The following is a 26,113-nucleotide window of genomic DNA, read 5'->3' on the forward strand; positions in this document are numbered from 1 at the left end:
AAAGCGCGGCATGGCGCCCCCCCCCCCCCCCCCCCGCGCGTTGACCGCGCCCCGGGCGCGCCGTCCCGCGCCTGCTTGCGCCTGCACGCGCCCGCAAGCGCCCGCACGCGGCGCGCCGCGCGCCGCGTTACTGCGCGGCGTTGCCGCCGAGCGCCGGGTCGCTCATGCTGCTGCGTCCGGTCTCGACGTGCCCGCCGAGCCGGCGCACGAAGCGCGCATCGGTGCTGACGGTGATCGTCAGGTCGTACCAGCCGTACACGTTGCGCAGGTCGAGATACAGCTGGCCGTCGTCGCCGCCTCGCACCGTCTGGTGGATCACCGAGCCCGGCTCGTAAGCGTTGGCGATCGTGAACGCGCACGGCGCGGTGCCGGGGTTTTCGAGCCGCAACTGCAGATTGCCGTTCGCGACGTCGTACCCTTCGGCGACTTCCGGCCGCGCCGCGCCCGTGCCGCTCCACCAGTGCGCGGGCGCGCTCGCGGTGCCTGCGAAGCGGCGCAGGAAGCCGTTCGGACCGTACACGGTGTAGTCGTAGGTCCCGTCCGTGCCCAGCGCGAACGTGTCTTCGAGGCGCTTGCCCGCCTCGACGGTGTACGAACGCGGCGCGGTGCGGCTGCCTGTCGCGTAGACGAGAAACACGGCACCGGCGCGGCCGGTATTGAGAAAGCGCATCGAGAGCTGGCCTTGCGACACGTCCGCGCGGATCCGCACGAACAGCTCGTATGGCAGCGCGCGTGCCGGACGCACGCCGGGTTCCTGTTGCGGCACCGCCTGCACGAGCGGCGGCTGCGGCGTGTAGCTCGGATGGCGCGCGCTGTCGGTGGGCACGTAGCTCGCGGTGCTCGGCAGCGCCGCCGCCGCGTCGTTCGGGTTCGCGAAGTTGAAGGCCGAGCTCAGATCGCCGCAGATCGCGCGGCGCCACGGCGTGATGTTCGCTTCGGCGAGGTGGTGGTCGCACCCGAAACGCGCTTCGATGAAGCGGATCACCGACGTATGGTCGAACAGTTCCGAGCACACATAGCCGCCCTTCGACCACGGCGAGACGACGAGCATCGGCACGCGCGGGCCGAGGCCGTACGGACCGTTCGAATAGGTGCCCGCCGGATACTGGCCGTTGCCCTGATAGCGCTCGTTGGCGAGCTCGACCGTCGACAGGCCGCCGGCGTTCGACGCCGGCGCGAACGGCGGCGCCGCATGATCGAAGAAGCCGTCGTTCTCGTCGTAGTTGATGAGCAGCACGGTCTTGCTCCACACGTCCGGGTTCGACGTGAGCACCTGCAGGACCTGATCGACGTACCAGGCGCCGTAATTGGCGGGCCAGTTCGGATGCTCGGAGTACGCTTCGGGCGCCACGATCCACGACACCTGCGGCAGCGTGCCGTTCTGCACGTCTTCCTTCAGGATGTCGAAATAGCTGCCGCCCGCGGAGACGTTGGTGCCGGTGCGCGCGTTGTCGTAGAGCGGGTTGCCCGGCTGCGCGTTGCGGTACTGGTCGAAGTACAGCAGCGAGTTGTCGCCGTAGTTGCCGATGTACGCGTTGCTGGTCCAGCCCCACGAGCCGGCCGCGTTCAGGCCGGTACCCATGTCCTGATAGATCTTCCACGTGATGCCCGCGTTCTGCAGCACTTCGGGATAGGTCGACCAGCCGTAGCCGAGTTCCGAGTTGTCGATCACCGGGCCGCCGCCGGCGCCGTCGTTGCCGACCCAGCCGGTCCACATGTAGTAGCGGTTCGGGTCGGTCGCGGCCATGATCGAGCAGTGATACGCGTCGCAGATCGTGAATGCGTCGGCGAGCGCGTAATGGAACGGGATGTCCTCGCGGGTCATGTAGGCCATCGTCGTCGCGCCTTTCGCAGGCACCCACTGGTCGTACAGTCCGCCGTTCCACGCGCTGTGCGTGGTGTTCCAGTCGTGCGCGAGATCTTCGAGAAACTGCAGGCCGAGATTCGGCGCACCGGGGCGAAACGGCAGCACGTAGGCGCCGTCGGCGGGTGCGTTCGCGGCGCTCGGCTGGTACCACACCGGCTGGCCGGTCGGCAGCGTGAGCGCGCGGGTATCGCCGAAACCGCGCACGCCGCGCAGCGTGCCGAAGTAGTGGTCGAACGAGCGGTTTTCCTGCATCAGGATCACGATGTGCTCGACATCGCGAATGCTGCCTGTCGCGGTGTGAGCAGGAATGGCGAGCGCGTTGCGGATGCCGGGCGGCAGCATGCTCAGCGCGGTGGCGGAACCGGCAGCCTGGGCGGCTGCGCGCAGAAAATCACGGCGGCTTCTTGAGGTCATGTTGGGCTTGGGTGGTCGGTGGAGGAAACCGGCACGGCGGCGACGCAGCGCGGCGCCGCCGTGCCGGCGGACAGGCTCAGTCAACGGTGTGGATCACGGGTGGAGCAAGACCGGTCGAGGTCGCCGCCTGCGAGCCGGCGGCGCGCGGCTGGAACGCGTTTGCCGCGGGGGCGGACGGCATCGTGCCGGCAGGCGGTATCGCGGAGAACGTCGATGCGCCGCCCGTGGATGGTGCGACCGGTGCGGATGGTGCGGATGGTGCAGGCACTGCGGGTGGCGGGGCTGCCTGCGACGCGGGGTCGGGCGTCGTCGTCCGGTCGCCGTCACATGCGGCGAGCGCGGCCGCCAGCGTCATGCACGACGCGATCGCGCCGAGCCGCGCGGCGCGACAGCGCGGCCTGCGCGGCGGGCCGTCGGCGTTCGTGTGGCCGGTGGCGAACGAGGGGCGGCGCGCGGATCGGTCGGACATGAGGGCCTCTGACGATGCGGGACGAATCGGCAGCGCCGGCGCTGCCTCTGTGGGTCCCGCGCAGCATAACGAGCCACCCATGTAAGATTTGTGAACGCTGGGTAATAAGTTGTATTTGTGCAGAGATGCGTAGTTCTGCTGCCGCATCGGTGCGCGAGCGATCGCCGGATCGCGTCGCGCACGATATCGCGCGAGCGTTTATCATCGAACTATCGCATCGGCGCCACGGATCGGGTCTGCCCCCGCAGGCCTGTCGCATCCCCGCCGGGCGTCCCCAGCGACTCGGCCGCCCGCCGGCGGCGCGCCGGTCCGGCAGTCGGCCCGTGAAGCAGGGCGCCGCATCGTGTCGCGGCGCACGCAGCGAGCGGCGCGGCGCCTGCCTGCCACTTCGCAGCACCCGAGGCCTCGTCTCGTTGCCGCCAATGGGGCGTGTCCCACAGACCCGCTTTGCCGGTTCGTTCATTCTGGCCCCTCAGGAGCCTGTTGGGAGATGGCGATGTCGATCTATGTCGATGAAGGGTTCCGGCCCTGGGTCACCGAGAGCGCGACGGTGGCATTCCGCGTATGTTTCGACGAGCGTGCGCGTGTGTTCGAAGTGAGCGCGGACGCGTTGATTGCGTACTTTGGCGCCGCGAGCCGGCGCCGCGCGGATCTGCTGGTCGCGTTCGAAGCGGGACTCGAAGATATTCTCAAGGTGGCCGAGCATGAAACCGGCGTGACGAAGCCGGAACCCATCCGGCTCGATGTCGATGAGTTCAGGCAGGTCCAGCATTGAGCCGCTATTGCATTCAGCGGCTATTGAGCGTCCATTGAGTGCCGACGGGGGGCGCATTGAGTGCCCATTGGGTTCCCATGGAGTCCCCACACTGGGTCCCCAATAAGCCGCCATCACAAGACGCCGTGCCGGCCGTGCACGGCTGGCGCGTTGGGCAGGGCGCGCCACCCCGTGCCCGGATGCGCGACGGCTTCTGTCCGCTCGTCATTCATCGGACGATCTGCGCCGCGCCGGCCGCGCGCGCGTTGACCCGCACGCGAAACGCACGGTTTTCTTTTTCTTTCCTGTTGCATCGCGCACCGCGATCCGGCACGTGAAACCGCGCACGCGCGCCGTGCGTATATCCGGTTGCGCATCCGCAATGGGCCTGGGCCGATGCCGGCGACGATCCGGCACCCTCCGGGCGGAGATTCGCGCAAGTCCTGATCCCGGCCGCGCCGATGCGCGCGTCGGACTATCTTGTCGGAGGCATGATGAAACTGACGTCGAACAGAAGGTCGGCACTGTGGCCGGCGGCGCTTTGCGTGGCCGCGCTGGGGCTCGCGACAGGCGCGCGCGGCGCGGGGCTCGCGCCGCAGGACGACATCAACGCCGCGCAGAACAGCACGCGGCTGATGCCGGATGCGGCGCGCGGCAGCGAATATCCGACGCACGGCAACCAGCAGGCCGGCGAGTTGAACCTGAACCCGGCCGACCCGCGCGCGCAGCTCGTGAACGGACTGCCGAACAACGCGGAGGCAGGTGGCTACGGCGCGCCGCTTGCCGGTGTGCGCGGGATGCAGCCGATGCCGGCGAACTGAAACGCGCTTGAGGGCGGCGTCGAGCCACGCATCGCGGGCGGCGCGGCGCGTTGCGTCGCTGCGATGCGATGCGTTGCGTTGCGTTGCGTTGCGTTGCGTTGCGTTGCGATGCGCTGCGATGCGCTGCGCTGCGCTGCGCTGCGATGCGATGCGATGCGATGCGATGCGCGCGCAGCGTCGCGAATCACCCGCGCGGCTGCGCGCCGTTGCGCGGGCGGCCGGTGTGCTGTGCTTGCCGGGTCAGATTCCGAACAGCACACGCAGCGTATCGTTGCCGACGATCACCGAGGTGCCGATCACGAGCAGGATGAACGGCAACAGCGCGGTGCCGTAGCGCCGGATCGGCGCGCCGAGCAGCGGATGATGCACGAGCCACGCCGCGCCGGCGCACCACACGCCGGTCAGCACGACGAACACGAGCGAGATCAGCGCGCCCTGCGCACCGGTGTGGACGGCGTAAAGCGGCACGTAGACCGCGATATTGTCCGAGCCGTTCGAGATTGCGACGCCGGCGACGGTCCACCATGGCGTCGATGCGATCGCGCGCGGCGCGGGTGGGGGGGAGGCGGCGCGCGCGGATCGCGCGGGCCGCGCGGCGTCGTCCGGCGGACGCCGGAATGCGTCCCGCGCGGCGGGCGTCGCGCGGCGCAGGAAGCGCGTCCGCGCCTTCACGAGGCCGACCGTGACCGGCAATACGCCGAGCAGGCCGACATAACCATGCGGCAACTGGCGCACGAGGTCGGCGAGGCCGATCGCGACGGCGATCAGCGCGAGCGAACCGGCGAACTGTCCGGCGACCACCGGCCGCAGCCGTCCGCGCGCTTCCGCAACGAACGCGAGCAGGACGAACAGGTTGTCGATGTTGGTGGCGGCGAACGCGCCGGCGGCGAGGGCGATCAGGCTCAGCATGCGGGCGAGGGGTGTCGGAAAGAAGGGCACGCGGCAGCGGCCGGGCTTTTGCGTGGTTTCGCCTGGTTTCGCCTGGTTTCGCGTGGCTTTGCCGGGGCCACGAAGCACGACACGAGGCGCCCCACGAAGCGCCCCACGAAGCGCCACATTGTGCCAGCTTCGACGCAGCGTCGCGCGGGTGATCGCGTGCGGCGCCGGCCTCCCGGGCCGGCCGCGGTGGCGGCGAGGGGTACGATACAATCGCGGCAGCCTTGCTCCTGGGACACCGATGAAGATCCGCACCTATTCGCTTGCCTGCCTGCTGGCCGCCGCGTCGCTCGCGGGATGCGCCGCCGTCTACAGGAACACGGACGCGTGCGAGACGCTGACGCGCACGCGACTCGCGGATGTGCCCGCGGCGCAGTGGCCGGCCGCCGCGACCGGCCGCTTTTCGGTGAGCCACACCGGCGCGGCGATTCGCGGGTCGCGCGTGGTCGTCGAAGGCGCGCTTGCGCCGGCACAGCGTGTCGCGCAGGCCGCTGCGCCGAGCGGGGCGTCGGCGGACCACGCGTCGAAGACGAAAGCAAAGACAAACATGAAAGCGGCCAGCCAGCCGGTTGCCGCCCAGTGCACATTCGATGGTCCGAAGCTGACGTCGTTCCGTTGGCTCTCGCCGGCGATCCTCGTGAACGCAAACGGCGGCACGCCCGCCGACTGAGCCTGCGCGCGTGCCGCGATGCCGGCCGCGCCGGCGTGTGCATCCGGGCGTCCCGCGTGACCCGGTTTGGCCGGCGCACGCATCAGAACGCGTAGAACGGTCCGTTGCCCGCGGAGGTCGCGCGGGCGTCGATCGCCGTATAGATCCGCTTGCCGTAGAAGAACGGCAGCCCCCATCCGAAGCTGTTGCTTGCCGGCGCGGCGAGATTGTCAAATGCGTAATTAGATGTGCTGAGCAATGAGGTTGCGTCTGCAATCGTATAGGCTACGGCTGCCGCGCTCCCGTCGGTGCCGGAGATCGTCGCGGTGCCGGACTGCGGCGCGCCCGGGCAGTACCACGGGCCGCATTGGGGCAGACCCGCGTTGGCGATGAACAGGGCGTTCGAGCCGCTGTCCAGGTAGCTGTTCGCGTAGGTCTGGCCGTTGCTGACGGTGGTGACGTAGCCGCTGACCGGGCGGGCTCGCAGGACCGTGGCCGTGCCGAGCGTGTTGTTGGCCTGCGTGTCGATGCCGAACAGCAGCGACCCCGTCACCGATGCCGCGCCGTCCGGGCCGATCGCCGGCAGGGCGATCACGACGCCGTTGTTGTCGAGTGCGAACGCGCTGACCGGATTCGTGACCTGCTGCGCGAGCGGCTGGGCCGTGGCCGTACAGGCGCCGCTCGCGTCGCAGCGGTAGTACCAGCGCGGCAGCGCGCTGCTCACGCAGGCGGAGCCGCAGTCGGCGGCGAATACGCCGATGCCGAGGATGCCGTTGCTGTGCAGCGTGCTGGCCGTCTGCATCGCGGCGCCGGTGCTGGCGCAGTCGGACGCGACGCCCGGCGCGGCCGGGTCGCCGATCAGCTGGATCGGCAACGCGGCGGCCAGTTCGCCGGCCATCCGCACGTCGGCGCTGCGCACCGTGCCCCATGTATAGCCGCCGCCGAACACCGCGCACTCGACCGCCACGCCGCCGGTTGTCGGCAGCGCCGGCAGCGCCAGTGTCGACGGCAGCGCGGACGCGAGCAGCCGCAGCCCCTGCGAGCCGGTGTCGACCTGGACGTTGTCGATCGTCGCGCACTGGCTGGTGCCGGGCACGCACACGGTGACGCTGGTGGTCAGGATGTTGCGGGTGCCGCTCACACCGACGCCGACGGCAACCGGCTGCGTGTTCGGCGTGCTCGACTGGCGGATCGACGGCGTGCCGGAGGCGCCGCTGTTGCTCGTATCGGCCGTCCCGCCGCTGCCGGTACTGCCGGCGCTACTGCTGCCGCCGCCGCCCCCGCCGCCGCATGCGGCGAGCGCGCCGCACAGGCCGAGGCCGAAGGCGAAGCGCAGCGTGGGCCGGATCGTGAAGGAGGCCGTGAGGCGGCTCACGAAGCGGTCCGTCAAGCAGCCTGTCAAGCAGCCCGTCAAGCGGCCCATCAAGCGGCCTATCAAGCAGCCCACGAAGCAGCCCGCGAAACGCAGACGGCGGCGCGATACGGCGTGCGCCGTGACGTGTAGCGCTGCCGGCGGCAGGCTGGCGAAGCAGGAGACGGTGTCGCGAAGCGTGTTCATGGCGAGCCTCCGTTATTGCAGGTCGTCGGGGGTGACGCCGGCGGGCAGCGCGTCCGTGAGCCACGCGCGTCCCACGTAGCTGCGCATCTGGCCGCCCGATTCGACGACGACGTCCGGGCCGGCGATGCGTGCCGCATGGAGGTCGGCGGCTCCGGCAAGCCGGTTGGCCGCGCCCGTGAGGTAGGCCTGCTCGCGCGTGCCGAGGAGCGTGCGCAGGTCGGGCATCGTCGGGCCTTGCCACGTGTAGGCGAAGATCCGGCCGGTGCCGGACGCATACTCGTGGATCGTCGTGCCGCCCGCGTCGATGCGCGTGCGCATCAGCACCGCGCCGTTAAGCAGCGGGACCGGCGCATCGCCTTGCGCGTCGGCGGTGAGCGGCATCGTGCCGTCGAGCTGGGCGTGGGCGGGAAGGGGGAGCAGGCTGGCGCAGGCGGCGGCCAGTGCGGTGTGCGGGAGCCAGCGGAGCGGGCGGTGCAAGGGACGGCGGATGTGAGCGTTCATGATCCAAGCCTCGTAAAAGGTCAGTTGAACTAATCCGGAGACGCGTTTGCAGGACGTCGCAATCAAGATATCACTCAGTTTTCCTGATGAATGTGTAGGTGCGCCTGATGAAGAGTAGGTTTGAAGTTAGCTTCTTTGAAGGAAAAATCTGATAAATCAATAAAAACAACTACGTGAGAGTCAGGCGTTCCTTGCTTTCATTTTTGTAGGGAACGTTGTGGACTGTTAAATCGTCACGCTGTGATCCGCTGCGTAGCGCGCTGGCGTATTTGAATGGCATCGATGGGTCAGCGGGGTCGCGGCGCGGCAGGCGCAGGGCACCGTGCGCAGGGCGTGGGCACGTGCGGTAGCGGGCGACGGAACGGTGCCGCGGCGCTGGTCAGACCACGTTTTTGCACATCCTCGCCCGGGATCGGTAAAATGATCGGTTGATCCACGAAACTTGCCGTGGCGTTGCGGAAGGATTCCCTGAACATGACTGATCTTCGTGTTACCCAGCGGTATGTCGTAATGATGATGGCCGGCGGGCTTCTCGCCGGTTGCGGGACCACGCCGTCGCCGACCCAGATCGATTACAAGAGCGACGTCAGGGCAAAGGCGGTTTCTCTTGCGGTGCCGCCGAATCTGCTCGACGAAGCGCCCGACCAGCGTTCGCTGCCGCCGAAGAGCGGCCAGACCACGCTGTCGAAGCTCGAACAGGTGCAGGCGAGCGCGCCCACGTCCAGCCTCGACGTGCTGCCGGCCGTGCCGGGCATGCATATCCAGCGCGCCGGCACCGAGAGCTGGCTCGTCATCGACGGCAAGGCGCCCGACCAGATCTGGCCGCAGGTGCGGCGTTTCTGGCAGGAGCAGGGCTTTCTGCTCGTCATCGACCAGCGCAACCGCGGCGTGATGGAAACGGACTGGAACGAGACGCGGCCGCAGATCAACGACGGCATCATCCGCAACACGCTGGCGAAGGCGCTCGGCGACTCGTCGTACGTCACATCCGAGCGCAACAAGTACCGCACCCGTCTCGAAGCCGGGCCGAACGGCGGCACCTACGTGTTCATCAGCCAGAAGGGCCTGAAAGAGGCACTGAGCGGTCCGAACAACGACTCGAGCGAATGGGTGCCGCGGCCGAACGACCCGGGGCTCGAACTCGAATACCTGAAACGGCTGATGGCCTCGCTCGCCGCCACCGACACCGCACAGGGTGCGGGCGAGCCGCTGTCGCCGGGGGGCGCGCAGACGCCGGCCGCGGCCGCGCTGCCCGCGTCCGGTGCGTCCGGTGCGTCCGGTGCGACCGCGCAGACCGTCGCGCAGAACGTCGAGTTTGCGGCCGAGCAGCCGTCGGCGACCGCGCTCGCCCAGCAGCAGGGGCCGAGCGGCCAGTACACCGCGACCGAGATCACGCTCGGCGAGCCGTACGACGACACGTGGGCGCGGGTGGGCATCGCGCTCGACCGCGCCAACTTCACGGTCGAGAGCAGCGACCGCACGCGCGGGCTGTATTTCATCCGCTACGTGGATCCGAAGGACCTGCGCTCGGAAGAGCAGGGTTTCTGGAGCCAGCTGTTCCACGGACACACGCCGAAGCAGGCGAAACAGTACCGCATCAACGTGCGCGCACTGACGCCGAACCAGACGCGTGTGGCGGTCGTCGACGACTCCGGCAACATCGAATCGTCGCGCCCGGCACGCGAAATCATGAACATCGTCACCGACGAACTGCAGTAAGCGCCGCAGATCGCGCCCGCGCGCCCGCGTATCGCGCGCGGCGTCCAAAACCCGCCCGGGGTTCACCCGGGCGGGTTTTTTTGCGCGCATGAGTTTTGTGCCGGTGAAAGCGGGCGCGCTTTGCACGCCATGCTTGCAGTTGCTTTCGCCTCCCGTGCGCTTTGAAAAGAAAACGCAAGACACCTGCGCGCACCCGGGGCGGCGCGACAGCCCGGGCGCGGCCGATGTCCCGGATGAACGTAACGTGACGTTACGTCGTAACGCGTAGCCGGTCGCCTGCCGCACACCGGGCGGGGCGCGCGATTCACCACAGAATCAAGGGCTTGCCGCGCACACCTCGGTCCGATCGCAACTGGCATGCTAGCTGCTTCTATTCAATCATGGGGCCGGATGACGGTCGCGCCAAAAGGGGCTTGTGTTGTGTGGCGCGTCCGGAGATGCACAGGCGGCCTTTCGAATCGCCGACGCAGTGTGTGCGGGCGAAATCTGCCGGACAACGGTTTCGCGCGGCGCGTCGCGCGCGCGGGCCACGATGGCCCCGTCGCCTATCCTCGTAGGGCGACGGTTTCGCCCGCGTTCCTTTGGAACGCGGGCTATTTTTTTGCGGAGGCAGCACGCCGCACGCCGAAGGCCGAAGACAGCAGGGGCAGCAGGCCGAAGGTAGCAGGCAGCGCGTGGCGGCGCCGCGCGACGCGGCGCCGGCGGCGCTCAGGTATCCGCGCGCCGCCGCCCGGCTCGGGGGCCGATGCCCGGGAGCCGCCGCAGCGCGCCCGTCGCGAGCGCGGTGCCCACGACGATCACGGCGCAGCCCGCGAGCATGCCAGGCGAGACGGTCTCGCCGAGAAACAGCGCGCCCCACAGGATGCCAAAAATCGGGATCACGAACGTGACCGTGATCGCGCGCGCCGGACCGGCGACCGCCAGCAGATGGAAGTACAGCAGATAGGCGACGCCCGTGCATGCAACGCCCAGGCCGACGACCGCCGCCCACGCGTGCAGCGAAACCGGTGCGGCCGGCCACGCAACCACGGCGAACGGGACCAGCACGAGCGTCGCGCCGGTCATCGTGCCGGCTGCGACGCTGAGCGCATCGACGCCGCTCAGGTAGCGTTTCGTGTAGTTCGCCGCGATGCCGTACAGCAAGGTCGCGCCCAGCGCCGCACCGGCCGCGAGCGCGGTGGCGAGCGGTGCCGCATGGCTGCCGCCGGCCGGACCGTCGACCTGGTTCCACACGAGCAGCAGCACGCCGGCGAAACCGATCGCGAGTCCGACCGTGCGCAGCGCGCTCAGCCGGTCCTTGAGCCACAGGAACGCGACGAGCGCGCCCCACAGCGGCGTGCTCGCATTGATCACCGACGTGACGCCGGCCGGCAGCGTGAGTTCCGCGTAAGCGAACAGGCAGAACGGCGCGGCCGAATTGAGGATGCCGACTACGAGCAGCGGCCACGCGCGCGCGCGGAACGTGGCGGCGGATTCGCGCAGCGGCCGGCGCGCGGCCAGCACGATCAGCAGGCACAGGGCGCCGATGCCGACGCGCAGCGCCATCAGCGGCGCCACGCCGAATTCGGCGACGCCGACGCGAATGAACAGGAACGACGCGCCCCACAGGGCGGCAAGAACGAGCAGCTGGATAGCCTGAGCGGGATTCATGATGAGGGGAGCGCGGCGAGCGCGATGACGAGTCCGAATGCAAAAGGATGGTAGCAGCGCCGGTGCGCGGATATTTCAAGCCGGAATGAAACAGCAAGAAATTCGCGCAGAGGCGTCCGGCGAAAGCGGGCCGGGGGCCTCAAGCGTAAGCGAATCCGGGGATCGGCACCAAACGAGCAATTCTCACGGCGTTGTGAGAAAAATTGGCCGTTGCGGGCAGCTTCCGTGAGCGGCGACGAGAGGGAAGCAGGAGGGAAGCGAATGGCGTGCGCGCCGCTGTGACGGCGGCGCGCAGCAGTCGGGTCAAACCCGTATCACCCGCGCGGATCAATGATAGTGACCATGCCAGCCGCCATGCCAGCCACCGTGCCACCCGCCATGCCAGCCGCCCCAGCAGCATCCGCCGCCCCAGAAGCCGCCGAAGCCGACGGCGACCGACGGGCCCCAGTAGGCCGGATAGGGATAGCTGTAGGGATAATAGCCCGGGTAGGGGTAATACGACGGGTAGACGGTTGTCGGCATGCTGGCGTCGACCGGTGCGGTGACCGCCGGGCCCGGCGCCGGCACTGACGGTGCCGCCGAAGGCACCGCGTAGCTGCCCGATTGCGTGACCGCGGGCGGCGGCGGGGCCGGGATCGGCTGTGTCTGGTTCAGCGCCGGCAGCGGTTCGCCCGCCGCGTTGACCGGCACGGCGGTCTGCGTGGCGGCGGCCGGCACCACGGCGTTGCCGGCATAGCCGCTCGGGTAGTAGCCGTACGGGTAATAGCAGCCGGCGAGCGAAAGTAAGGCCGCCGTGCTGGCGAGCCTGGCGAAGGCCGGGATGGGGCTCATGGCTTGCTCCTGTTGCGTCGCGCCGCCGCGAGAGTGCGGGTGCGGACGGCCCGCGCGCCGCGCGCACCGGCGAGGCGCGAGTCCGGTGCGGCGACGTGCGGGCCGCCCGAAGGGCGGCATCCATTCAGCTTACGCTGCTGCGCGCGCGCTCGGGTTGCAATCCGGTTACCGTGTATTTCAGAGGATTGCGCGGGCGGCGCGCGCGTGCGTGCCGCCCGCCGCGCACGTGCGTGCCGCCCGCCGCGCACCGGCTACTGGCGGTGATAGATTTCGGCGCCCTGGCGCACGAACTCGACCGCCTTGACTTCCATCCCCTTCTGCAGCGCCTCGTCGGCGGACACGCCCTGCTGGGCCGCGAAGTCGCGCACGTCCTGGGTGATCTTCATCGAGCAGAAGTGCGGACCGCACATCGAGCAGAAGTGCGCGACCTTCGCGGAGTCCTTCGGCAGCGTTTCGTCGTGGAATTCGCGCGCCTTGTCCGGGTCGAGGCCGAGGTTGAACTGGTCTTCCCAGCGGAACTCGAAGCGCGCCTTCGACAGCGCGTTGTCGCGCACCTGCGCGCCCGGGTGGCCTTTCGCGAGATCGGCCGCGTGCGCCGCGAGCTTGTACGTGATGATGCCGGTCTTCACGTCGTCCTTGTTCGGCAGGCCGAGGTGCTCCTTCGGCGTCACGTAGCAGAGCATCGCGGTGCCGAACCAGCCGATCATCGCCGCGCCGATGCCCGACGTGATGTGGTCGTAGCCCGGCGCGATGTCGGTGGTGAGCGGCCCGAGCGTATAGAAGGGCGCTTCCTTGCACCAGTCGAGCTGCAGGTCCATGTTCTCCTTGATGAGCTGCATCGGCACGTGGCCCGGACCTTCGATCATCGTCTGCACGTCGTGCTTCCACGCGATCTGCGTGAGTTCGCCGAGCGTCTTCAGCTCGCCGAGCTGCGCGTCGTCGTTCGCGTCGTAGATCGAGCCCGGGCGCAGGCCGTCGCCGAGCGAGAACGACACGTCGTACGCCTTCATGATGTCGCAGATCTCTTCGAAGTGCTCGTACAGGAAGCTCTCCTTGTGATGCGCGAGGCACCACTTCGCCATGATCGAGCCGCCGCGCGACACGATGCCGGTCATCCGCTTCGCGGTGAGCGGCACGTACTGCAGCCGCACGCCGGCGTGGATCGTGAAGTAGTCGACGCCCTGTTCGGCCTGCTCGATCAGCGTGTCGCGGAAGACTTCCCACGTCAGTTCCTCGGCCTTGCCGTGGACCTTTTCGAGCGCCTGGTAGATCGGCACCGTGCCGATCGGCACCGGCGAGTTGCGGATGATCCACTCGCGCGTCTCGTGGATGTGCTTGCCGGTGGACAGGTCCATCACCGTGTCGCCGCCCCAGCGGATCGCCCACGTCATCTTGTCGACTTCCTCGCCGATCGACGAGGTGACCGCCGAGTTGCCGATATTCGCGTTGACCTTCACGAGGAAGTTGCGGCCGATGATCATCGGCTCGCTTTCCGGGTGGTTGATGTTCGCCGGGATGATCGCGCGGCCGCGCGCGACTTCCTCGCGCACGAATTCGGGTGTGATCTCCTGCAGTCCGTGCGGGCCGAACGCGCTCGCGCCGAATGCCTGGCCGGGGTGCTGGCGGCTCATCATCGCCGCGAGCTTCTCGCCGTTCGGGCCGCTGCGCCGGAGCGTCTCGACGTAGGCGGCACGCTGCTGGTTCTCGCGGATCGCGATGTACTCCATCTCGGGCGTGACGATGCCCTTGCGCGCGTAGTGCATCTGCGACACGTTCTGGCCGGCCTTCGCGCGGCGCGGCGTGCGGTGCAGGCCCGGAAAGCGCAGCTCGGCGGTGGCCGCGTCGGCCGCGCGCTCGCGGCCGTACTGGCTCGTGAGCCCCGCCAGCGGCTCGCTGTCGCCGCGCTCCTCGATCCAGCGCTGACGCAGCGCGGGCAGCCCGGCGCGGATGTCGATCTGCACCTGCGGGTCGGTGTACGGGCCCGACGTGTCATAGACGAACACGGGCGGGTTCTTCTCGCCGCCAAAGCTGTCCGGCGTGTCCGCCTGCGTGATTTCGCGCATCGGCACGCGCAGGTCGGGCCGCGACCCGGTGACGTAGATCTTGCGGGAATTCGGCAGCGGGGCGACCGCCGCGGCATCGACGTGCGCGTCGGCGGAAAGGAACTTCGGATTGGCGTTCATGCAATTCTCCTGATGTAGGGCCGCTAAGCAGGAGATCGAGATGGAAGTGGTCGGGAGGCACCGCGAGGTGGGATGTTGCCGGGGGTGCCAACCGTACGCTTCCCTGCGCTGGCATTATCCAGATCAGGTTCAAAGGGTATTTCTCACCCACGCGGTACGGCAGTTTTGCTGCCGTACGACGCAGGACCCCCGCGTTAGCAGCGCACACGATACACCGGCGACCCGCTGCTTGGCAACCGGTGAACGGGGGCGCGGCCGGGCGGTGCGCCGCAGGGGCCGCGCCCGTCGCCAGGTCCGTCGCCGCGCCCGTCGGGGCGGCTGCGGCGACGGACCGCGCGATGCTGCGGCGCCGCAACGCGAAGCGGTCCGCCGGGAAGCGGCCCCCCTTTTGCGCGCACCGTCCGCCCGCCGCCCGTGCGCCTTCACAGGCCGTCCGGGCGGCTTGCCCGACGTTTCGCCACGGCGTCGAAAATTTTTTTGCCGCCGCTGTCATAACCCCGGGTGCCGGCCGACAAACGTGCAGTTCCCCTGCCGGAGTCCGCCATGCCCCCGTTCATTGCCCGCCTTGCCGGCCTGCGCCGCATCCGCCCCGCCAGCGCGGCGCGGATTGCCGCGCTGGCGGTCGCGTGCGTCGCCACGCTCGTCGCGAGCAGCTTCGCGGCCGCCGCGAGCGTCGCGTGCAGCGTGCACAGCCCGGCGCATCGCGTCGCGCTCGTCGAGCTGTACAGCAGCGAGGGCTGCAGCAGCTGTCCGCCGGCCGACCAGTGGCTCAGCGAGTGGAAGGACGACGGCGTCGCGCACGACGTCGTGCCGCTTGCGCTGCACGTCGATTACTGGAACAGCCTCGGCTGGACCGACCGCTTTGCCCAGCACCGCTTCGCCGAGCGCCAGCAGAGCCTGACCGATCAGGCCGGCCGGCACACGATCTACACGCCTGAAGTGTTCGTCGCCGGACGCGAGCTGCGCGGCTGGTCGCAGCCCGCGCAGTTCGCGGCGCGGGTGCGCGAGGTGAGCGCCCAGCCGGCCGGCGCCGACATCGCGCTGGCGCTGACGCCGGCGGCGCAGGGCTTCGCGATCGATGCGCGCTTCGGCGCCCGGGCGGGCACGCCCGCCGGCGCGCCGCTCGATGCGTATGTCGCGGTGTACGAGAACGCGTTGACGTCGCAGGTGAGCGCCGGCGAAAACCGCGGCGCGACGCTGCATCACGATCGCGTGGTGCGCGCCTGGTTCGGTCCGGTGCCGCTTGCGGACGGCCGCGCGCAGATTCGCCGCGACTTCGCGTGGAGCGCCGCCCACGCTTCCCCGGCCGGCGCCGGGCAGTTCGGCGTCGTCGCGTTCGTCGAAAACGCGTCGAGCGGCGAGGTGCTGCAGGCGACCGACCTGCCGGCGGCCTGTCATTGAGCCGGCCGGCGCATTCCTTCCCTTTCAGGAGACCGTCATGACCTCTTCCGATCTCGCGAGCGGCCACCCGCCGCCCGCCGCGCGCCCCGCCGGGCCGGTGCATCCGCGCTGGGTACGCGTCGCGCACTGGCTGAACGCGCTCGCGGCGGTGACGATGATGCTGTCCGGCTGGCGCATCTACGACGCGTCGCCGATCTTTCCGTCCTTCACGTTCCCGACCTCGATCACGCTCGGCGGCTGGCTCGGCGGCGCGCTGCAATGGCACTTCGCGGCCATGTGGCTGCTGGTCTTCAACGGCCTCGTCTATCTGCTGCTGAACCTCGCAAGCGGGCGCTTCGCGCGCAAGTTCCTGCCGCTGTCGCCGCGCGCGGTGCTGCGCGACCTCGTCGCCGCGCTCACCGGCAAGCTGTCGCATGCCGATCTGCGCCAGTACAACGCGGTGCAGAAGCTCGCGTATCTGTTCGTCGTCTGCGATCTGATCGTGCTGGTGCTGTCGGGCCTCGCGATCTGGAAATCGGTGCAGTTTCCGCTGCTGCGCGATCTGATGGGCGGCTACGACAACGCCCGGATCGTGCACTTCTGCGCGATGTCGCTGATGGCGGCGTTCATCGCGGTGCACCTGGCGATGGTCGCGCTGGTGCCGCGCTCGCTGCTCACGATGCTGCGCGGACGTTAAGGAGAACGACATGAAACCGTCTGACCGCAAATCCGCGATGCCCGTGCCCCGCGCGCCGCTCGATCGCGAATCGATCCTCGTCGACGCGCGCCGCGAACTCGCGCAGCCGTCGCGGCGGCTGTTCGGCAAGCAGATGCTGTCGCTCGGCGGCCTGCTGATGCTGACCGGCTGCACGCTGACCGACGAGCCTTCGGTGAACGCGTTCCTCGAAGCCGTATCCCGGCTGAACGACCGCGCGCAGGCGCTGCTGTTCAGCGAGCGGAACCTCGCGCCGACCTACACCGAAGCGCAGATCACGCGGCCGTTCCCGTTCAACGCGTATTACGGCATCGAGGACGTGCCGCACGTCGACGCGACCGGCTACCGGCTGGCGCTGAGCGGCCTCGTGACCGGCCAGCGCACATGGACGCTGCCGCAGCTCTACGCACTGCCGCACGCGGAGCAGATCACGCGGCATATCTGCGTCGAGGGCTGGAGCGCGATCGGCCGCTGGGGCGGCACGCCGTTCGGCGATTTTCTGCGCCGTGTCGGCGCGGATACGAGCGCGAAATACGTCGGCTTCAAATGCGCGGACAACTACTACGAGAGTATCGACATGGCGAGCGCGCTGCACCCGCAGACGCTTCTCGCGTTCGAGTACGACGGCCAGCGGCTGCCCGCGGAATACGGCTTCCCGATGAAGCTGCGCATTCCGACCAAGCTTGGCTACAAGAATCCGAAGCACATCGTCGAGATCTTCGTCACCAACACGTTCCCCGGCGGCTACTGGGTCGACCAGGGATACAACTGGTTCGGAGGCTCCTGACGCACGCGGGCTGAGCCCGACCTTCGTACGGCAGAAGCTTCGGAACACCCGGGCACCGTGGGTGCCTCTTTTAACCTGTGTAACCTGTAAATCAAGGAGTTTTCTCATGAACAAGCTCGCTACCGCCATCCTGTCCGTCGCGCTGATGAGCGGCGCCACCGCCGTGTTCGCGCAAGCCAGCGGCGCGATGTCGAACGACGCGATGAAGCACGACAGCATGTCGAAGAACGCGATGTCGCACGATGCAATGAAGCACGACAGCATGGCCAAGGACGCGATGTCGAAGAACGGCATGTCGCACGACGCGATGAAGAAGGACGATGCGATGGGCATGAAGCATCCGGCATCGGGCGCGATGGCGCAGTAATTCCGCGATCCGCGCGACAGAGCCGCCGGCGTTGCCGGCGGCTCTTTTTTTTGGGGCGCGCGCGCCGGCCGCGCACAGCGTCCGCGCGCGTTCCGGCATAATGCCGCGAGGCGCGCCGGGCGGCCGGCGCGCCGCCGCGCTCCCGCTTTCGTCGCGCGCCCGTCCGGCGCCCTGATCGGCTCCTGTTCGGCCGCGCAGCGGCGCGGTGCGGCGGGTCCGATGGCTCCGTTCGCCTGCCCGCGCGTCTGTGCGGCACGCAGGCGCTTCGTCGATGCAGCGGGGCGGGGTCGTCGTCGGGCCGGGCCGGTGCTCGTCCGCTTGTGCCGCGCTGCTCGCGTTCCGCTTTCCTGCTGCTCCGACTGTCATGCTCGCCTGTCTTGCCCGCTTCGCCGCGTTGTCCCGGCTGCGCCCGTTTTCTGTGCTCGCGCGTGCCGCGGCGCGCCACTTCGCACGCTGTGCGCCCAACGCGGGCTGAGCCGATGTCCGGTTCGCTGCCATCACGTTTTCCGCGGCGTTTTCCGCTGCGCCTGCCGCGCACGCGCGGCGGCCGGGTCGCGCTTTCGCTCGCGGTTGTCTATCTGGTCTGGGGCTCGACCTATCTGGCCGTGCACGTCGCGCTCGGCAGCTTTCCGCCGCTGCTGATGTCGGGCTTGCGCAACCTGTTTGCCGGGCTCGGCCTGTTTGCGTTCGCGGCGCCACGCGCGCGCGCGTGGCCGCGCGCGGCCGAGGTGCGCCATGCGGCGCTGGTCGGTACGCTGCTGGTCGGGCTGTCGAGCGGCATGCTTGCGTTCGGGATGCGCACGGTCGGCACCGGCACGGCCGCCGTGATGGTCGCGACGGTGCCGCTGTTCGCCACCGTGATCGCCGCGATCGCCGGACGCAAGATCGCCACCGGCGAGTGGTTCGCGGTCGCGCTCGGGCTCGCGGGCATCATGATCCTGAGCGAGGGCGGCGGCGCGAGCGGCTCGGCGGGCGGCAGCCTCGCGATCCTGTGCGGCGCGCTGTTCTGGGCGGTCGGCGCGCATCTCGCGGGGCGTCTCGCGCTGCCGGCCGACCTGTTCCTGTCGACCGCGCTGCAGGTCGGCCTCGGCGGCGCGATCTCGACCTGCGTCGCGTGGCTGTCCGGCGAGCGCCTGCTTCCGCTGCACGTGCTGCCGGTGCTCGCGTTCCTGTACCTGATGCTGATCGGCACCATCGCCGCGTATATCGCGTACGGCTACCTGATTCGCCACACGAGCCCGATCATCGCGAGCAGCTGCATGTACGTGAATCCGCTCGTTGCGGTCGCGCTCGGCGCGCTGCTGCTCGGCGAGCCGGTCACGCGCGCGACCGTGATCGCGACCGTCGTGATCCTCGCGAGCGTGGGCCTGTCGTTCTGGTTCGACCGGCGGCGCGCGGCCGCGTGACGGCGGCGCGTTCGCGCGCGTGGCCGGGCGCGCACGCGGATCTCACAGACGCGCCGCGAGTTCCGCGCCTTCGCGGATCGCGCGCTTCGCGTCCAGTTCGGCCGCGCGCGCGGCGCCGCCGATCACGTGATAGCGGGGCCCTTGCGCCGACGCCGTAGCCGGCTGAAGCTCGCGCAGCGGTTCCTGACCCGCGCAGATCACGACGGTGTCCACATCGAGCCATTGCTCGGCGCCGTTGCGCGCGATCCGGATGCCGCGCGCCGCGATCTCCAGGTAAGCGACGCCGTCGAACATATGCACGCCGTTGCGCGCGAGCACCGCGCGATGCACCCAGCCGGAGGTCTTGCCGAGTTCCGCGCCGAGCTTGCCCTCGCGCCGCTGCAGCAGCCAGATTTCGCGCGGCGGCTGCGCGGGCGCGGGCGGCTTCAGGCCGCCGCGCGCGTGTACCGCGAGATCGACGCCCCATTCGTCGAGCCATGCGTCGCGCGGTTGCGGCAGCGGCTCGCCCGCGCGATGCAGCAGAAACGCGCTGACGTCGAAGCCGATGCCGCCCGCGCCGATCACCGCGACCGTGCGGCCCACCGGCGCGCCGCGCAGCACGTCGACGTAGCTCAGCACGTTCGGTCCGTCGATGCCGGGAATCGCCGGGCGGCGCGGCCGGATGCCGGTCGCGACAATCACGTCGTCGTAGCCGCCCGCGGCGAGCAGCGCCGCGTCGACGCGCGTGTCGAGCCGCACGTCGACCTGCAGGCGCTGCAACTGGTGCTGAAAATAGCGGATCGTTTCGCGAAACTCTTCCTTGCCGGGCACGCGCATCGCCAGATTGAACTGGCCGCCGATCGTTGCATTCGCATCGAACAGCGTAACGCGATGGCCGCGCGCCGCGAGCACGGTGGCCGCCGACAGTCCCGCCGGACCGGCGCCGGCCACGGCGACGCGGCGCGGCGTCTGATGAGCGGCGAGCGGCGTATACACGAGTTCCGTTTCGCGTCCGGCGCGCGGGTTCACGAGGCAGCTCGCGCGGCGGTTCTGGAACGTGTGATCGAGACACGCCTGATTGCACGCGATGCAGGTGTTGATTTCGTCGCTGCGTCCCTGGGCTGCCTTGTTCACGAATTCCGGATCGGCGAGCAGCGGACGCGCGAGCGACACGAGATCGCCCGCGCCCTCGCGCAGCAGGTCTTCGGCGAGCTCGGGCGTGTTGATGCGGTTCGATACGATCACCGGCACCTTCACGGCGGCCTTCAGACGCGCGCTCAACGGCGCGAACGCGGCGCGCGGCACCGACGTGACGATCGTCGGCACACGTGCCTCGTGCCAGCCGATGCCGGTGTTGAACATCGTCACGCCCGCGGCTTCGAGTGCCTGCGCCACCTGGATCGTTTCGTCCCATGTATTGCCGCCTTCGACCAGATCGATCAGCGACAGCCGGTAGATCACGATGAAGCGCTCGCCGCATGCCGCGCGGACCTGCTCGACGATCTCGCGGGCGATGCGCAGCCGGTTGTCGATGCTGCCGCCGTACGCGTCGGTGCGCCGGTTCGTGCGCGGGCACAGAAACTGGTTCAGCAGATAGCCTTCGCTGCCCATGATCTCGACGCCGTCGTAGCCCGCGCGTTGCGCGAGGCGCGCGCAGCGCGCGTACGCGCGCACGGTCTTCGCGATGCCGGCGAGCGTCAGCGCGCGCGGCCTGAACCTGGAGATCGGCGAGCGGATCGCCGACGCGGAGACGACGAACGGCTGATAGCCGTATCGGCCCGCATGCAGGATCTGCAGCGCGATCTTGCCGCCCTCGGCATGCACGGCATCCGTCAGTTGCCGGTGATTGTGCAGATCCAGCACGGTGTTCAAGGTGCCGCCGAACGGCAGCAGCCAGCCTTCGCGATTCGGCGAGAAGCCGCCTGTGATGATGAGCCCGACGCCGCCCCGTGCGCGTTCGCGGTAGTAGGCGGCGAGCTTCGGGTAGTGCCAGAAGCGGTCTTCCATGCCGGTGTGCATCGAGCCCATGACCACGCGGTTGGCGAGCCGCGTGAAGCCGAGATCCAGTGCGGAAGTCAGGAGTGGGTAAGGCATGCAAAGCGCCTTGTAAAAGTGGGTGCGCCCGAACGATACACCGGCGCGCAGGCCGGACTGCCGAAGAAAAATTCTAAATCGCCGGCCGCGGGCCGCGGCCCCGCGCGATCCGTGCCGCTGCGCCGCGCGCGGGCGCGGCATAGCGATTGCTGAAACGGGGAGTCCGTTCGACATCGCGGGTGCCCTATGGCGACGGATCACGGCGACGGGCGCGAACGCGCCGCGTGCCGTCGCAATGCGCGTAGCGCGTACGTTCGCCGTACCCGTCGCGCGATCTGGCCGCCCCGGATGTCAACGGAAGGCGCGCCGGCATAACCCATGGGTCGAGACCCACCATCGAGAAAGGTGAAGACATGAAGCTCATCCGTACCTTCGTCGCGCTTGCCGGCGCGGCATCCGTCCTGACGGCCTGTGGCGGCAGTGGCAGCGATGCCGCGAAATCACTCGGTATCACCGATCCGGAGATCCACTTCGTCAATGCGGTCCCCGGCAGTTCGGGCTACGACCTGCTCGTGAACGGCTCGGCGCCGTCCGGCCAGACCAACGTCAGCTACAAGGGCGTGACGAATTTCACCAACATCGGCACGGGCTCGACCTCGGTCGGCTATGCGGCGACCGGCACCACGACGGCGCTCGCGAGCGGCACGTTCCCCGATGCCGCGAACGGCCATGAATATACGGTGATCGCGCTGCCGGGGCTGACCGCGCCCGGCATCGGCCTGATCGACGATCCGTTCGACAAGGGCCTGCTGTCGAGCGACGCGCGCGTGCGGGCGTTCAACGCATCGGCGAATGCGACGGACCTCGACCTGTACATCGTGCCGTCGGGCACCGACATCAGCAACGTGAATCCGACGATGGCGGGCGTCGCGTTCGGCAACGGCGTGCCCGCGAGCGGCCAGGACTCGCTGTATCTGTCCGGCGGGACCTATGTGGCGATCGCCACGCAGGCGGGCAGCAAGACGCCGATCTTCGAATCGGGCACGTTCAGCCTTGCGAACAACGCCGACTGGCTGGTCACGACGGTGCCGATCGCCGGCACGCTGAGCCAGCTCGCGCCGGGCCAGATTCACCTGCTGGTCGCGCAGGGCGGCAACACGGGCCAGCCGGCCATCGAGCTGACCAACACGCTGACCGGGCAGTAGCCGGCGCGAGATGACGCGCGAGTCCGACGCTCATCGGATGTTTGTCCGCCGCGCGCGGCATCGCGCCGCGGTGCGGCGGGCGTTCATCCTCAGGGCAGATGGACGATTGATTTGGTATCCGAATTAATTATGAGGGCATAAGCCAGGCGTGCCGTGCTGCGATCCGTACCGGACCGTGCCGGCGCGCAAGCAGTGGAAAAGCAGCCGTGAAAAGCTGCGGCCAAAAGCAGACGGCCAAAAGCAGACGGCCAAAAGCAGCGAGCCCGCCGCATCGACGCGGCGGGCTCGCCGGGGAGCCTGCACCCTGCGCGCGCGATGCGGCGCGCCGCGGGCGGTGGCTGGCGTCAGTCCTGCGCCTGGTCGGCCGCGTGCGTGATCGCGTGGCCGCCGTTTGAAATGTCCTGGCCGGCGCCCGCGACGGTGTTGCATCCCGTCAGCAGAGCGGTACCGGCGAGCAGAAACAGCGCGATGAGTCGGTTCATGTTGATTCTCCTTTCGAAGCGAGCGACGGTCGATGCGCCCGGCAGCCGACGCGCGCTTCGCCTTCGCAGGCGGGCGGCATCGCGCGAGCCGGACAGTTTCATGGCACGGCAACCTGATACGGGCCCGGCGCGACGCAGACTGCCGGGAAGACAGGCCGCGTCGCGTCGGGCGGGGCACTTCGATGCGGATTCGCATGCCGGATCGGCGTGGCTGGGGCGGAAACACGCGGCTCCCGCCCGAGGCCGACGCCTGCGCCCAGCAAGGCGAACGACGCATCCGACCGGATCTGAGCAGATTGCGTGCCAATGTGCACCGCGCTGCATCGCGCGCACGCGGCACGGATCCTGCGGCGCCGCGCGGCGTGCGGCACGGCCGACGCGGCTTCGTGCGCGGTCGATTGCGTTGCCGTTTGCGCCGCCGTTTGCGCTGTCGTTTTTACAGCGAGCGTGTTGCTTTTACTGCGCGCCCGGACTGTGTCGAAGCGGTCGATGCGGCGGGTCCGGTTTCTGCTGATGAAGTGATGGAGCAGAGCAGATGTCCACCCCGATCACAGGAGAACATGCCATGTCGAAGTCCGCCGCATCGCCGCAGGAACCGTTCGTGATGGATCTGGAAAAGATTCGCGAGCAGGCGCGCACGCACATGTCCGACGGCCCGGTCACACCGAGCTACGGCGCCGACCGCGAGACCGTGCTGAAGCTGCTGAACGACGCGCTCGCGACGGAGATCGTCTGCACGCTGCGCTACAAGCGGCATCAGTTCATGGCGAAGGGTATCGAGGCCGAAGCGGCGGCTGCGGAGTTCGCCGAGCATGCGGCCGAGGAGCAGGCGCACGCGGACCGCTTCGCGCAACGCATCGTGCAACTGGGGGGCGAGCCGGACTTCTCGCCGCAGACGCTGGGTACGCGCTCGCATTCGGAATACCGCGAGGGTGGCGACCTGACTGGCATGATCCGCGAAAACCTGATCGCCGAACGGATCGCGATCGATACCTATCGCGCGATCATCCGCTACCTGGGCGAGCGTGACGTGACGACGCGGCGCATCTTCGAGGACGTGCTGGCCGTCGAGGAGGAGCACGCGGACGATATGGCCGATCTGCTCGCCGGCCGCGCGTGACAGGCGCGCGGGTGAGGCGGGCGGCACGGCACGCACGAGACGCACGGCATGCACGAGACGCACGAGACGAGGCGCGCGGCAGCCGGTACGCGCGCAGGCCGCCGCGCGCGCATCAGGACATCACCGTGTCGCGGCGGCGCCGTGCATGGTTCAGCGCGGCGAGCCCCGCGAACAGCAGTCCGGCGATGCTCACGCCGACCCAGCCGAAGGCCGGCCAGACCGCCGCGCCGACTGCGGAGCCGAGCGCGCCGCCGATGAAATACGCGACCATGTAGACGGTATTCACGCGGCTGCGCGCTTCGGGTGCGAGCGCGTAGATGCGCGACTGGTTCGAGATCTGGGCGGACTGCACGCCGACGTCGAGAATCAGCACCCCGATCACGAGGCCGGCGATGCTCTTGCCGGACAAGGCGAACACGACGAACGCGACGGCGACGAGCCCGATGGCGAGCGAGATGATCGCGCGCGGGCCGCGCCGGTCCGCGAAGCGGCCGGCAAGCGGCGCAGCGAGCGCGCCGCCGGCGCCGACGATGCCGAACAGGCCCGCCGCCTGCGGACCGAGATGGAACGGCGCGCCCGCGAGCAGCAGCGCGAGCACGGACCAGAAGATGCTGAAGGCGCCGAACAGGCTCGCGCCGGTCAGCGATGCTTCGCGCAGGCCCGGATGCTCGACGATCAGATGCCACATCGACACGAACAGCTTGCCGTACGGCAGCGACGACGTCGGACGGCTCGCCGGCAGCCGCAGCCCGATCACGACCGCGAGCGCGAGCAGCACCGCGACCGACGCGCCGAATACCGCGCGCCAGCCGAAATACTCCGCGACGAAGCCGGCCGCGGTCCGCGCAAGCAGAATGCCGAGCAGCAGCCCGCTCATTACCGTGCCGACCGCATGGCCGCGGCTCGACGGCGGCGCAAGCTCGGCGGCGAACGGCACGGCCTGTTGCGCGATGGTCGCGAGTACGCCGATCGCGAGGCTCGCCACGATCAGCACCGTCAGATTCGCCGCGCTCGCGGCGATCACGAGCGCCACGCAGATCGCGGCAATCTGCAGCAGGATCAGCCGGCGCCGGTCGAAGCGGTCGCCGAGCGGCGCGAGCAGCAGCATCCCCGCCGCGTAGCCGAGCTGCGTGACCGCCGGCACCGCGCCGACCCACGACGCGCTCGCCGGGAACGTGTGCCGGAAGTCGTCGAGCAGCGGCTGGTTGTAATAGATGTTGGCGACCGCGACCCCGGCGATCGTCGCGAGAAGCAGCAGCAAGGCGCGCAGCGAACGCGCATCGCGCGTGCCGGAAGCGGAACCGGAGGTGGACATGGGCGGCGGTATCGGATCGGTGCCCGGGCGGGGGCGGGTTGCAACGGCTGCCGATCATACCGCAGGGGTGCGAATCGCGCTGTGCGCGTAGCGCCGCCGCGGTTGCGCGCTCAGTCGATCAGCCGGCCGCCGGGCTCGTAGAACGGATACGGGCCGTCGGACCGCTCGACGTAGCCGTGATGCGTGACGAGCTGGCCGCTTGCCGGGTCGTAACGGTGCAGCGCGAACGCGGGCGGCTCCATCATGAATGCCGGCGGCGCGTGCTCGCGCAGATCGAGCGCGACCTGATGCGCGGGCGCGGGCACCGCCGCCGCGATCGTGCCCGCGAAGCGCGTGAATATCGGCCGGTGCACGTGCCCGCACAGCACCCGCTCGACGTTCGGGTGGCGCGCGATCAGCGCGGCGAGCCGTGCGGCCGCGTGCGGGTCGAGCCGCTGCGCATCCATGTGGCCGATGCCGCATGCGAACGGCGGATGATGCAGCGCGACGACGACAGGCCGCGCGCGTGCTGCGTCGAGCTGTGCGTCGAGCCACGCGAGGCGCGCATCGCACAGGTGCCCGCCGCTTTCGCCCGGGACCGTCGAATCCAGTGCGATGAGCCGCAGCGGACCGACGTCGAGCGCGTACTGGACGAATGCGCCGCCGCTCGCGAGCTCAGGCCGTTCCGCAAACGCGCTGCGCAGCGCGGCGCGCTCGTCGTGATTGCCCGCCACCAGGTAATACGGCAGGGCGAGCGGCGCGAGCAGCGTTTTCAGATGCGCGTATTGCGCGAGTTCGCCCTGATCGACGAGGTCACCGGTGATCACGACGGCGTCGGGACGCGGGTCGAGCGCGTTCAGCGCGGCCACGCAGCGCGCGAGCGCGGCGGCCGTGTCGACGCGCCGGTAGGCGAGCGCGCCGGGACGTTTGATGTGCAGATCGCTGATCTGGGCTAGCAGCATGGTGACGGGTCCGGGTAAGCGCGGGCGCGA

The 26,113-nt window shown here is 69.4% G+C and carries 23 protein-coding genes and 1 riboswitch; of the genes, 11 read left to right on the forward strand and 12 right to left on the reverse strand.

Annotated elements, in window-relative coordinates:
- Positions 1-127: 127 nt before the first annotated feature.
- Together AC3AP7_RS04715 and AC3AP7_RS04720 are read right to left on the reverse strand one after the other, a co-directional pair.
- Positions 128-2,281, reverse strand: coding sequence for a phosphocholine-specific phospholipase C (locus AC3AP7_RS04715; protein ID WP_475765097.1), 2,154 nt, complete (start codon positions 2,279-2,281; stop codon positions 128-130).
- A gap of 76 nt (positions 2,282-2,357) precedes the next feature.
- Positions 2,358-2,750, reverse strand: coding sequence for a hypothetical protein (locus AC3AP7_RS04720; RefSeq protein ID WP_475765095.1), 393 nt, complete (start codon positions 2,748-2,750; stop codon positions 2,358-2,360).
- Between the two features lie 496 nt (positions 2,751-3,246).
- Here AC3AP7_RS04720 and AC3AP7_RS04725 point away from each other — a divergent pair, with 496 nt between their 5' ends.
- Together AC3AP7_RS04725 and AC3AP7_RS04730 are read left to right on the forward strand one after the other, a co-directional pair.
- Positions 3,247-3,525, forward strand: a complete 279-nt coding sequence (locus tag AC3AP7_RS04725) for a DUF1488 family protein (RefSeq protein ID WP_475765092.1) — start codon at positions 3,247-3,249, stop codon at positions 3,523-3,525.
- Between the two features lie 473 nt (positions 3,526-3,998).
- The gene (locus AC3AP7_RS04730) at positions 3,999-4,325 is read left to right on the forward strand and encodes a hypothetical protein (RefSeq protein WP_475767772.1); all 327 of its coding nucleotides are present in this window, start codon (positions 3,999-4,001) and stop codon (positions 4,323-4,325) included.
- Between the two features lie 240 nt (positions 4,326-4,565).
- Here the strand turns inward: AC3AP7_RS04730 and AC3AP7_RS04735 are convergent, their stop codons facing one another.
- On the reverse strand, positions 4,566-5,234 hold the full coding sequence (locus tag AC3AP7_RS04735; protein WP_475765090.1) for a cadmium resistance transporter: 669 nt from the start codon (positions 5,232-5,234) through the stop codon (positions 4,566-4,568).
- Between the two features lie 268 nt (positions 5,235-5,502).
- Here AC3AP7_RS04735 and AC3AP7_RS04740 point away from each other — a divergent pair, with 268 nt between their 5' ends.
- A complete protein-coding gene (locus AC3AP7_RS04740; protein ID WP_475765088.1) occupies positions 5,503-5,931 on the forward strand; it encodes a hypothetical protein in 429 nt (142 codons plus the stop codon).
- A gap of 82 nt (positions 5,932-6,013) precedes the next feature.
- On the opposite strand, the gene AC3AP7_RS04745 is transcribed toward AC3AP7_RS04740, so the two are convergent.
- Together AC3AP7_RS04745 and AC3AP7_RS04750 are read right to left on the reverse strand one after the other, a co-directional pair.
- A complete protein-coding gene (locus tag AC3AP7_RS04745; protein ID WP_475767770.1) occupies positions 6,014-7,258 on the reverse strand; it encodes a DUF3443 domain-containing protein in 1,245 nt (414 codons plus the stop codon).
- Positions 7,259-7,480: 222 nt separating this feature from the next.
- Positions 7,481-7,969, reverse strand: coding sequence for a DUF2844 domain-containing protein (locus AC3AP7_RS04750; RefSeq protein ID WP_475765085.1), 489 nt, complete (start codon positions 7,967-7,969; stop codon positions 7,481-7,483).
- A 474-nt stretch (positions 7,970-8,443) separates the two neighbouring features.
- On the opposite strand from AC3AP7_RS04750, the gene bamC reads away from it, so the two are divergent.
- Entirely contained in the window at positions 8,444-9,688 is a 1,245-nt protein-coding gene (gene bamC, locus AC3AP7_RS04755) for an NlpB/DapX family lipoprotein (RefSeq protein WP_475765083.1), read from the forward strand.
- Between the two features lie 708 nt (positions 9,689-10,396).
- Here the strand turns inward: bamC and AC3AP7_RS04760 are convergent.
- The 3 genes from AC3AP7_RS04760 to thiC all read right to left on the reverse strand — a co-directional run bounded on the left by AC3AP7_RS04760 (position 10,397) and on the right by thiC (position 14,352).
- Positions 10,397-11,338, reverse strand: coding sequence for a DMT family transporter (locus AC3AP7_RS04760; protein ID WP_475765081.1), 942 nt, complete (start codon positions 11,336-11,338; stop codon positions 10,397-10,399).
- A 327-nt stretch (positions 11,339-11,665) separates the two neighbouring features.
- Complete coding sequence (locus tag AC3AP7_RS04765; RefSeq protein ID WP_475765079.1) at positions 11,666-12,169, reverse strand: hypothetical protein; 504 nt, start codon at positions 12,167-12,169, stop codon at positions 11,666-11,668.
- A 251-nt stretch (positions 12,170-12,420) separates the two neighbouring features.
- Entirely contained in the window at positions 12,421-14,352 is a 1,932-nt protein-coding gene (gene thiC, locus AC3AP7_RS04770) for a phosphomethylpyrimidine synthase ThiC (RefSeq protein ID WP_475765077.1), read from the reverse strand.
- 82 nt (positions 14,353-14,434) lie between these two features.
- A riboswitch (TPP riboswitch) is annotated at positions 14,435-14,553 on the reverse strand.
- Positions 14,554-14,895: 342 nt separating this feature from the next.
- On the opposite strand from thiC, the gene AC3AP7_RS04775 reads away from it, so the two are divergent.
- From AC3AP7_RS04775 to AC3AP7_RS04795, 5 genes are all read left to right on the forward strand, one after another.
- Positions 14,896-15,753: a DUF1223 domain-containing protein gene (locus AC3AP7_RS04775; protein ID WP_475765075.1), complete on the forward strand. Its 858-nt coding sequence runs from the start codon at positions 14,896-14,898 to the stop codon at positions 15,751-15,753.
- Positions 15,754-15,790: 37 nt separating this feature from the next.
- Positions 15,791-16,429 (forward strand): cytochrome b/b6 domain-containing protein, encoded by a 639-nt coding sequence (locus tag AC3AP7_RS04780; protein ID WP_475765073.1) that lies wholly within the window; start codon positions 15,791-15,793, stop codon positions 16,427-16,429.
- A 10-nt stretch (positions 16,430-16,439) separates the two neighbouring features.
- Positions 16,440-17,234, forward strand: a complete 795-nt coding sequence (locus AC3AP7_RS04785) for a molybdopterin-dependent oxidoreductase (protein ID WP_475765071.1) — start codon at positions 16,440-16,442, stop codon at positions 17,232-17,234.
- Positions 17,235-17,340: 106 nt separating this feature from the next.
- Positions 17,341-17,601, forward strand: a complete 261-nt coding sequence (locus AC3AP7_RS04790) for a pentapeptide MXKDX repeat protein (RefSeq protein WP_475765069.1) — start codon at positions 17,341-17,343, stop codon at positions 17,599-17,601.
- Between the two features lie 479 nt (positions 17,602-18,080).
- Positions 18,081-19,007: an EamA family transporter gene (locus AC3AP7_RS04795; protein ID WP_475765067.1), complete on the forward strand. Its 927-nt coding sequence runs from the start codon at positions 18,081-18,083 to the stop codon at positions 19,005-19,007.
- Positions 19,008-19,049: 42 nt separating this feature from the next.
- Here AC3AP7_RS04795 and AC3AP7_RS04800 read toward each other — a convergent pair whose 3' ends face one another.
- Positions 19,050-21,080 (reverse strand): 2,4-dienoyl-CoA reductase FMN-binding domain-containing protein, encoded by a 2,031-nt coding sequence (locus tag AC3AP7_RS04800; RefSeq protein ID WP_475765065.1) that lies wholly within the window; start codon positions 21,078-21,080, stop codon positions 19,050-19,052.
- Positions 21,081-21,433: 353 nt separating this feature from the next.
- Here AC3AP7_RS04800 and AC3AP7_RS04805 point away from each other — a divergent pair, with 353 nt between their 5' ends.
- Positions 21,434-22,225: a DUF4397 domain-containing protein gene (locus AC3AP7_RS04805; protein ID WP_475765064.1), complete on the forward strand. Its 792-nt coding sequence runs from the start codon at positions 21,434-21,436 to the stop codon at positions 22,223-22,225.
- Between the two features lie 344 nt (positions 22,226-22,569).
- On the opposite strand, the gene AC3AP7_RS04810 is transcribed toward AC3AP7_RS04805, so the two are convergent.
- Positions 22,570-22,707 (reverse strand): entericidin A/B family lipoprotein, encoded by a 138-nt coding sequence (locus AC3AP7_RS04810; protein WP_475765062.1) that lies wholly within the window; start codon positions 22,705-22,707, stop codon positions 22,570-22,572.
- 565 nt (positions 22,708-23,272) lie between these two features.
- Between AC3AP7_RS04810 and AC3AP7_RS04815 the strand changes: the two genes are divergently transcribed.
- Positions 23,273-23,827 (forward strand): ferritin-like domain-containing protein, encoded by a 555-nt coding sequence (locus AC3AP7_RS04815; RefSeq protein WP_475765060.1) that lies wholly within the window; start codon positions 23,273-23,275, stop codon positions 23,825-23,827.
- Between the two features lie 112 nt (positions 23,828-23,939).
- Here AC3AP7_RS04815 and AC3AP7_RS04820 read toward each other — a convergent pair whose 3' ends face one another.
- Both AC3AP7_RS04820 and AC3AP7_RS04825 read right to left on the reverse strand, forming a co-directional pair.
- On the reverse strand, positions 23,940-25,142 hold the full coding sequence (locus AC3AP7_RS04820; RefSeq protein ID WP_475765058.1) for an MFS transporter: 1,203 nt from the start codon (positions 25,140-25,142) through the stop codon (positions 23,940-23,942).
- Positions 25,143-25,252: 110 nt separating this feature from the next.
- Positions 25,253-26,083 (reverse strand): phosphodiesterase, encoded by an 831-nt coding sequence (locus AC3AP7_RS04825; protein ID WP_475765056.1) that lies wholly within the window; start codon positions 26,081-26,083, stop codon positions 25,253-25,255.
- Positions 26,084-26,113: the final 30 nt, after the last annotated feature.

The organism is Paraburkholderia sp. PAMB 6770 (assembly GCF_057748135.1).

What these genes read in the sequence shown, in the direction of transcription:
- AC3AP7_RS04785 (WP_475765071.1), top strand. Translation starts at nt 16,440, where the DNA reads ATGAAACCGTCTGACCGCAAATCCGCGATGCCCGTGCCCCGCGCGCCG.
- AC3AP7_RS04725 (WP_475765092.1), top strand. Translation starts at nt 3,247, where the DNA reads ATGTCGATCTATGTCGATGAAGGGTTCCGGCCCTGGGTCACCGAGAGC.
- thiC (WP_475765077.1), bottom strand. Translation starts at nt 14,352, where the DNA reads ATGAACGCCAATCCGAAGTTCCTTTCCGCCGACGCGCACGTCGATGCC.
- AC3AP7_RS04775 (WP_475765075.1), top strand. Translation starts at nt 14,896, where the DNA reads ATGCCCCCGTTCATTGCCCGCCTTGCCGGCCTGCGCCGCATCCGCCCC.
- AC3AP7_RS04740 (WP_475765088.1), top strand. Translation starts at nt 5,503, where the DNA reads ATGAAGATCCGCACCTATTCGCTTGCCTGCCTGCTGGCCGCCGCGTCG.
- AC3AP7_RS04760 (WP_475765081.1), bottom strand. Translation starts at nt 11,338, where the DNA reads ATGAATCCCGCTCAGGCTATCCAGCTGCTCGTTCTTGCCGCCCTGTGG.
- AC3AP7_RS04805 (WP_475765064.1), top strand. Translation starts at nt 21,434, where the DNA reads ATGAAGCTCATCCGTACCTTCGTCGCGCTTGCCGGCGCGGCATCCGTC.
- AC3AP7_RS04815 (WP_475765060.1), top strand. Translation starts at nt 23,273, where the DNA reads ATGTCGAAGTCCGCCGCATCGCCGCAGGAACCGTTCGTGATGGATCTG.
- AC3AP7_RS04780 (WP_475765073.1), top strand. Translation starts at nt 15,791, where the DNA reads ATGACCTCTTCCGATCTCGCGAGCGGCCACCCGCCGCCCGCCGCGCGC.
- AC3AP7_RS04765 (WP_475765079.1), bottom strand. Translation starts at nt 12,169, where the DNA reads ATGAGCCCCATCCCGGCCTTCGCCAGGCTCGCCAGCACGGCGGCCTTA.
- AC3AP7_RS04735 (WP_475765090.1), bottom strand. Translation starts at nt 5,234, where the DNA reads ATGCTGAGCCTGATCGCCCTCGCCGCCGGCGCGTTCGCCGCCACCAAC.
- AC3AP7_RS04795 (WP_475765067.1), top strand. Translation starts at nt 18,081, where the DNA reads ATGTCCGGTTCGCTGCCATCACGTTTTCCGCGGCGTTTTCCGCTGCGC.
- AC3AP7_RS04730 (WP_475767772.1), top strand. Translation starts at nt 3,999, where the DNA reads ATGAAACTGACGTCGAACAGAAGGTCGGCACTGTGGCCGGCGGCGCTT.
- AC3AP7_RS04820 (WP_475765058.1), bottom strand. Translation starts at nt 25,142, where the DNA reads ATGTCCACCTCCGGTTCCGCTTCCGGCACGCGCGATGCGCGTTCGCTG.
- AC3AP7_RS04825 (WP_475765056.1), bottom strand. Translation starts at nt 26,083, where the DNA reads ATGCTGCTAGCCCAGATCAGCGATCTGCACATCAAACGTCCCGGCGCG.
- AC3AP7_RS04715 (WP_475765097.1), bottom strand. Translation starts at nt 2,281, where the DNA reads ATGACCTCAAGAAGCCGCCGTGATTTTCTGCGCGCAGCCGCCCAGGCT.
- AC3AP7_RS04810 (WP_475765062.1), bottom strand. Translation starts at nt 22,707, where the DNA reads ATGAACCGACTCATCGCGCTGTTTCTGCTCGCCGGTACCGCTCTGCTG.
- bamC (WP_475765083.1), top strand. Translation starts at nt 8,444, where the DNA reads ATGACTGATCTTCGTGTTACCCAGCGGTATGTCGTAATGATGATGGCC.
- AC3AP7_RS04750 (WP_475765085.1), bottom strand. Translation starts at nt 7,969, where the DNA reads ATGAACGCTCACATCCGCCGTCCCTTGCACCGCCCGCTCCGCTGGCTC.
- AC3AP7_RS04720 (WP_475765095.1), bottom strand. Translation starts at nt 2,750, where the DNA reads ATGTCCGACCGATCCGCGCGCCGCCCCTCGTTCGCCACCGGCCACACG.
- AC3AP7_RS04800 (WP_475765065.1), bottom strand. Translation starts at nt 21,080, where the DNA reads ATGCCTTACCCACTCCTGACTTCCGCACTGGATCTCGGCTTCACGCGG.
- AC3AP7_RS04790 (WP_475765069.1), top strand. Translation starts at nt 17,341, where the DNA reads ATGAACAAGCTCGCTACCGCCATCCTGTCCGTCGCGCTGATGAGCGGC.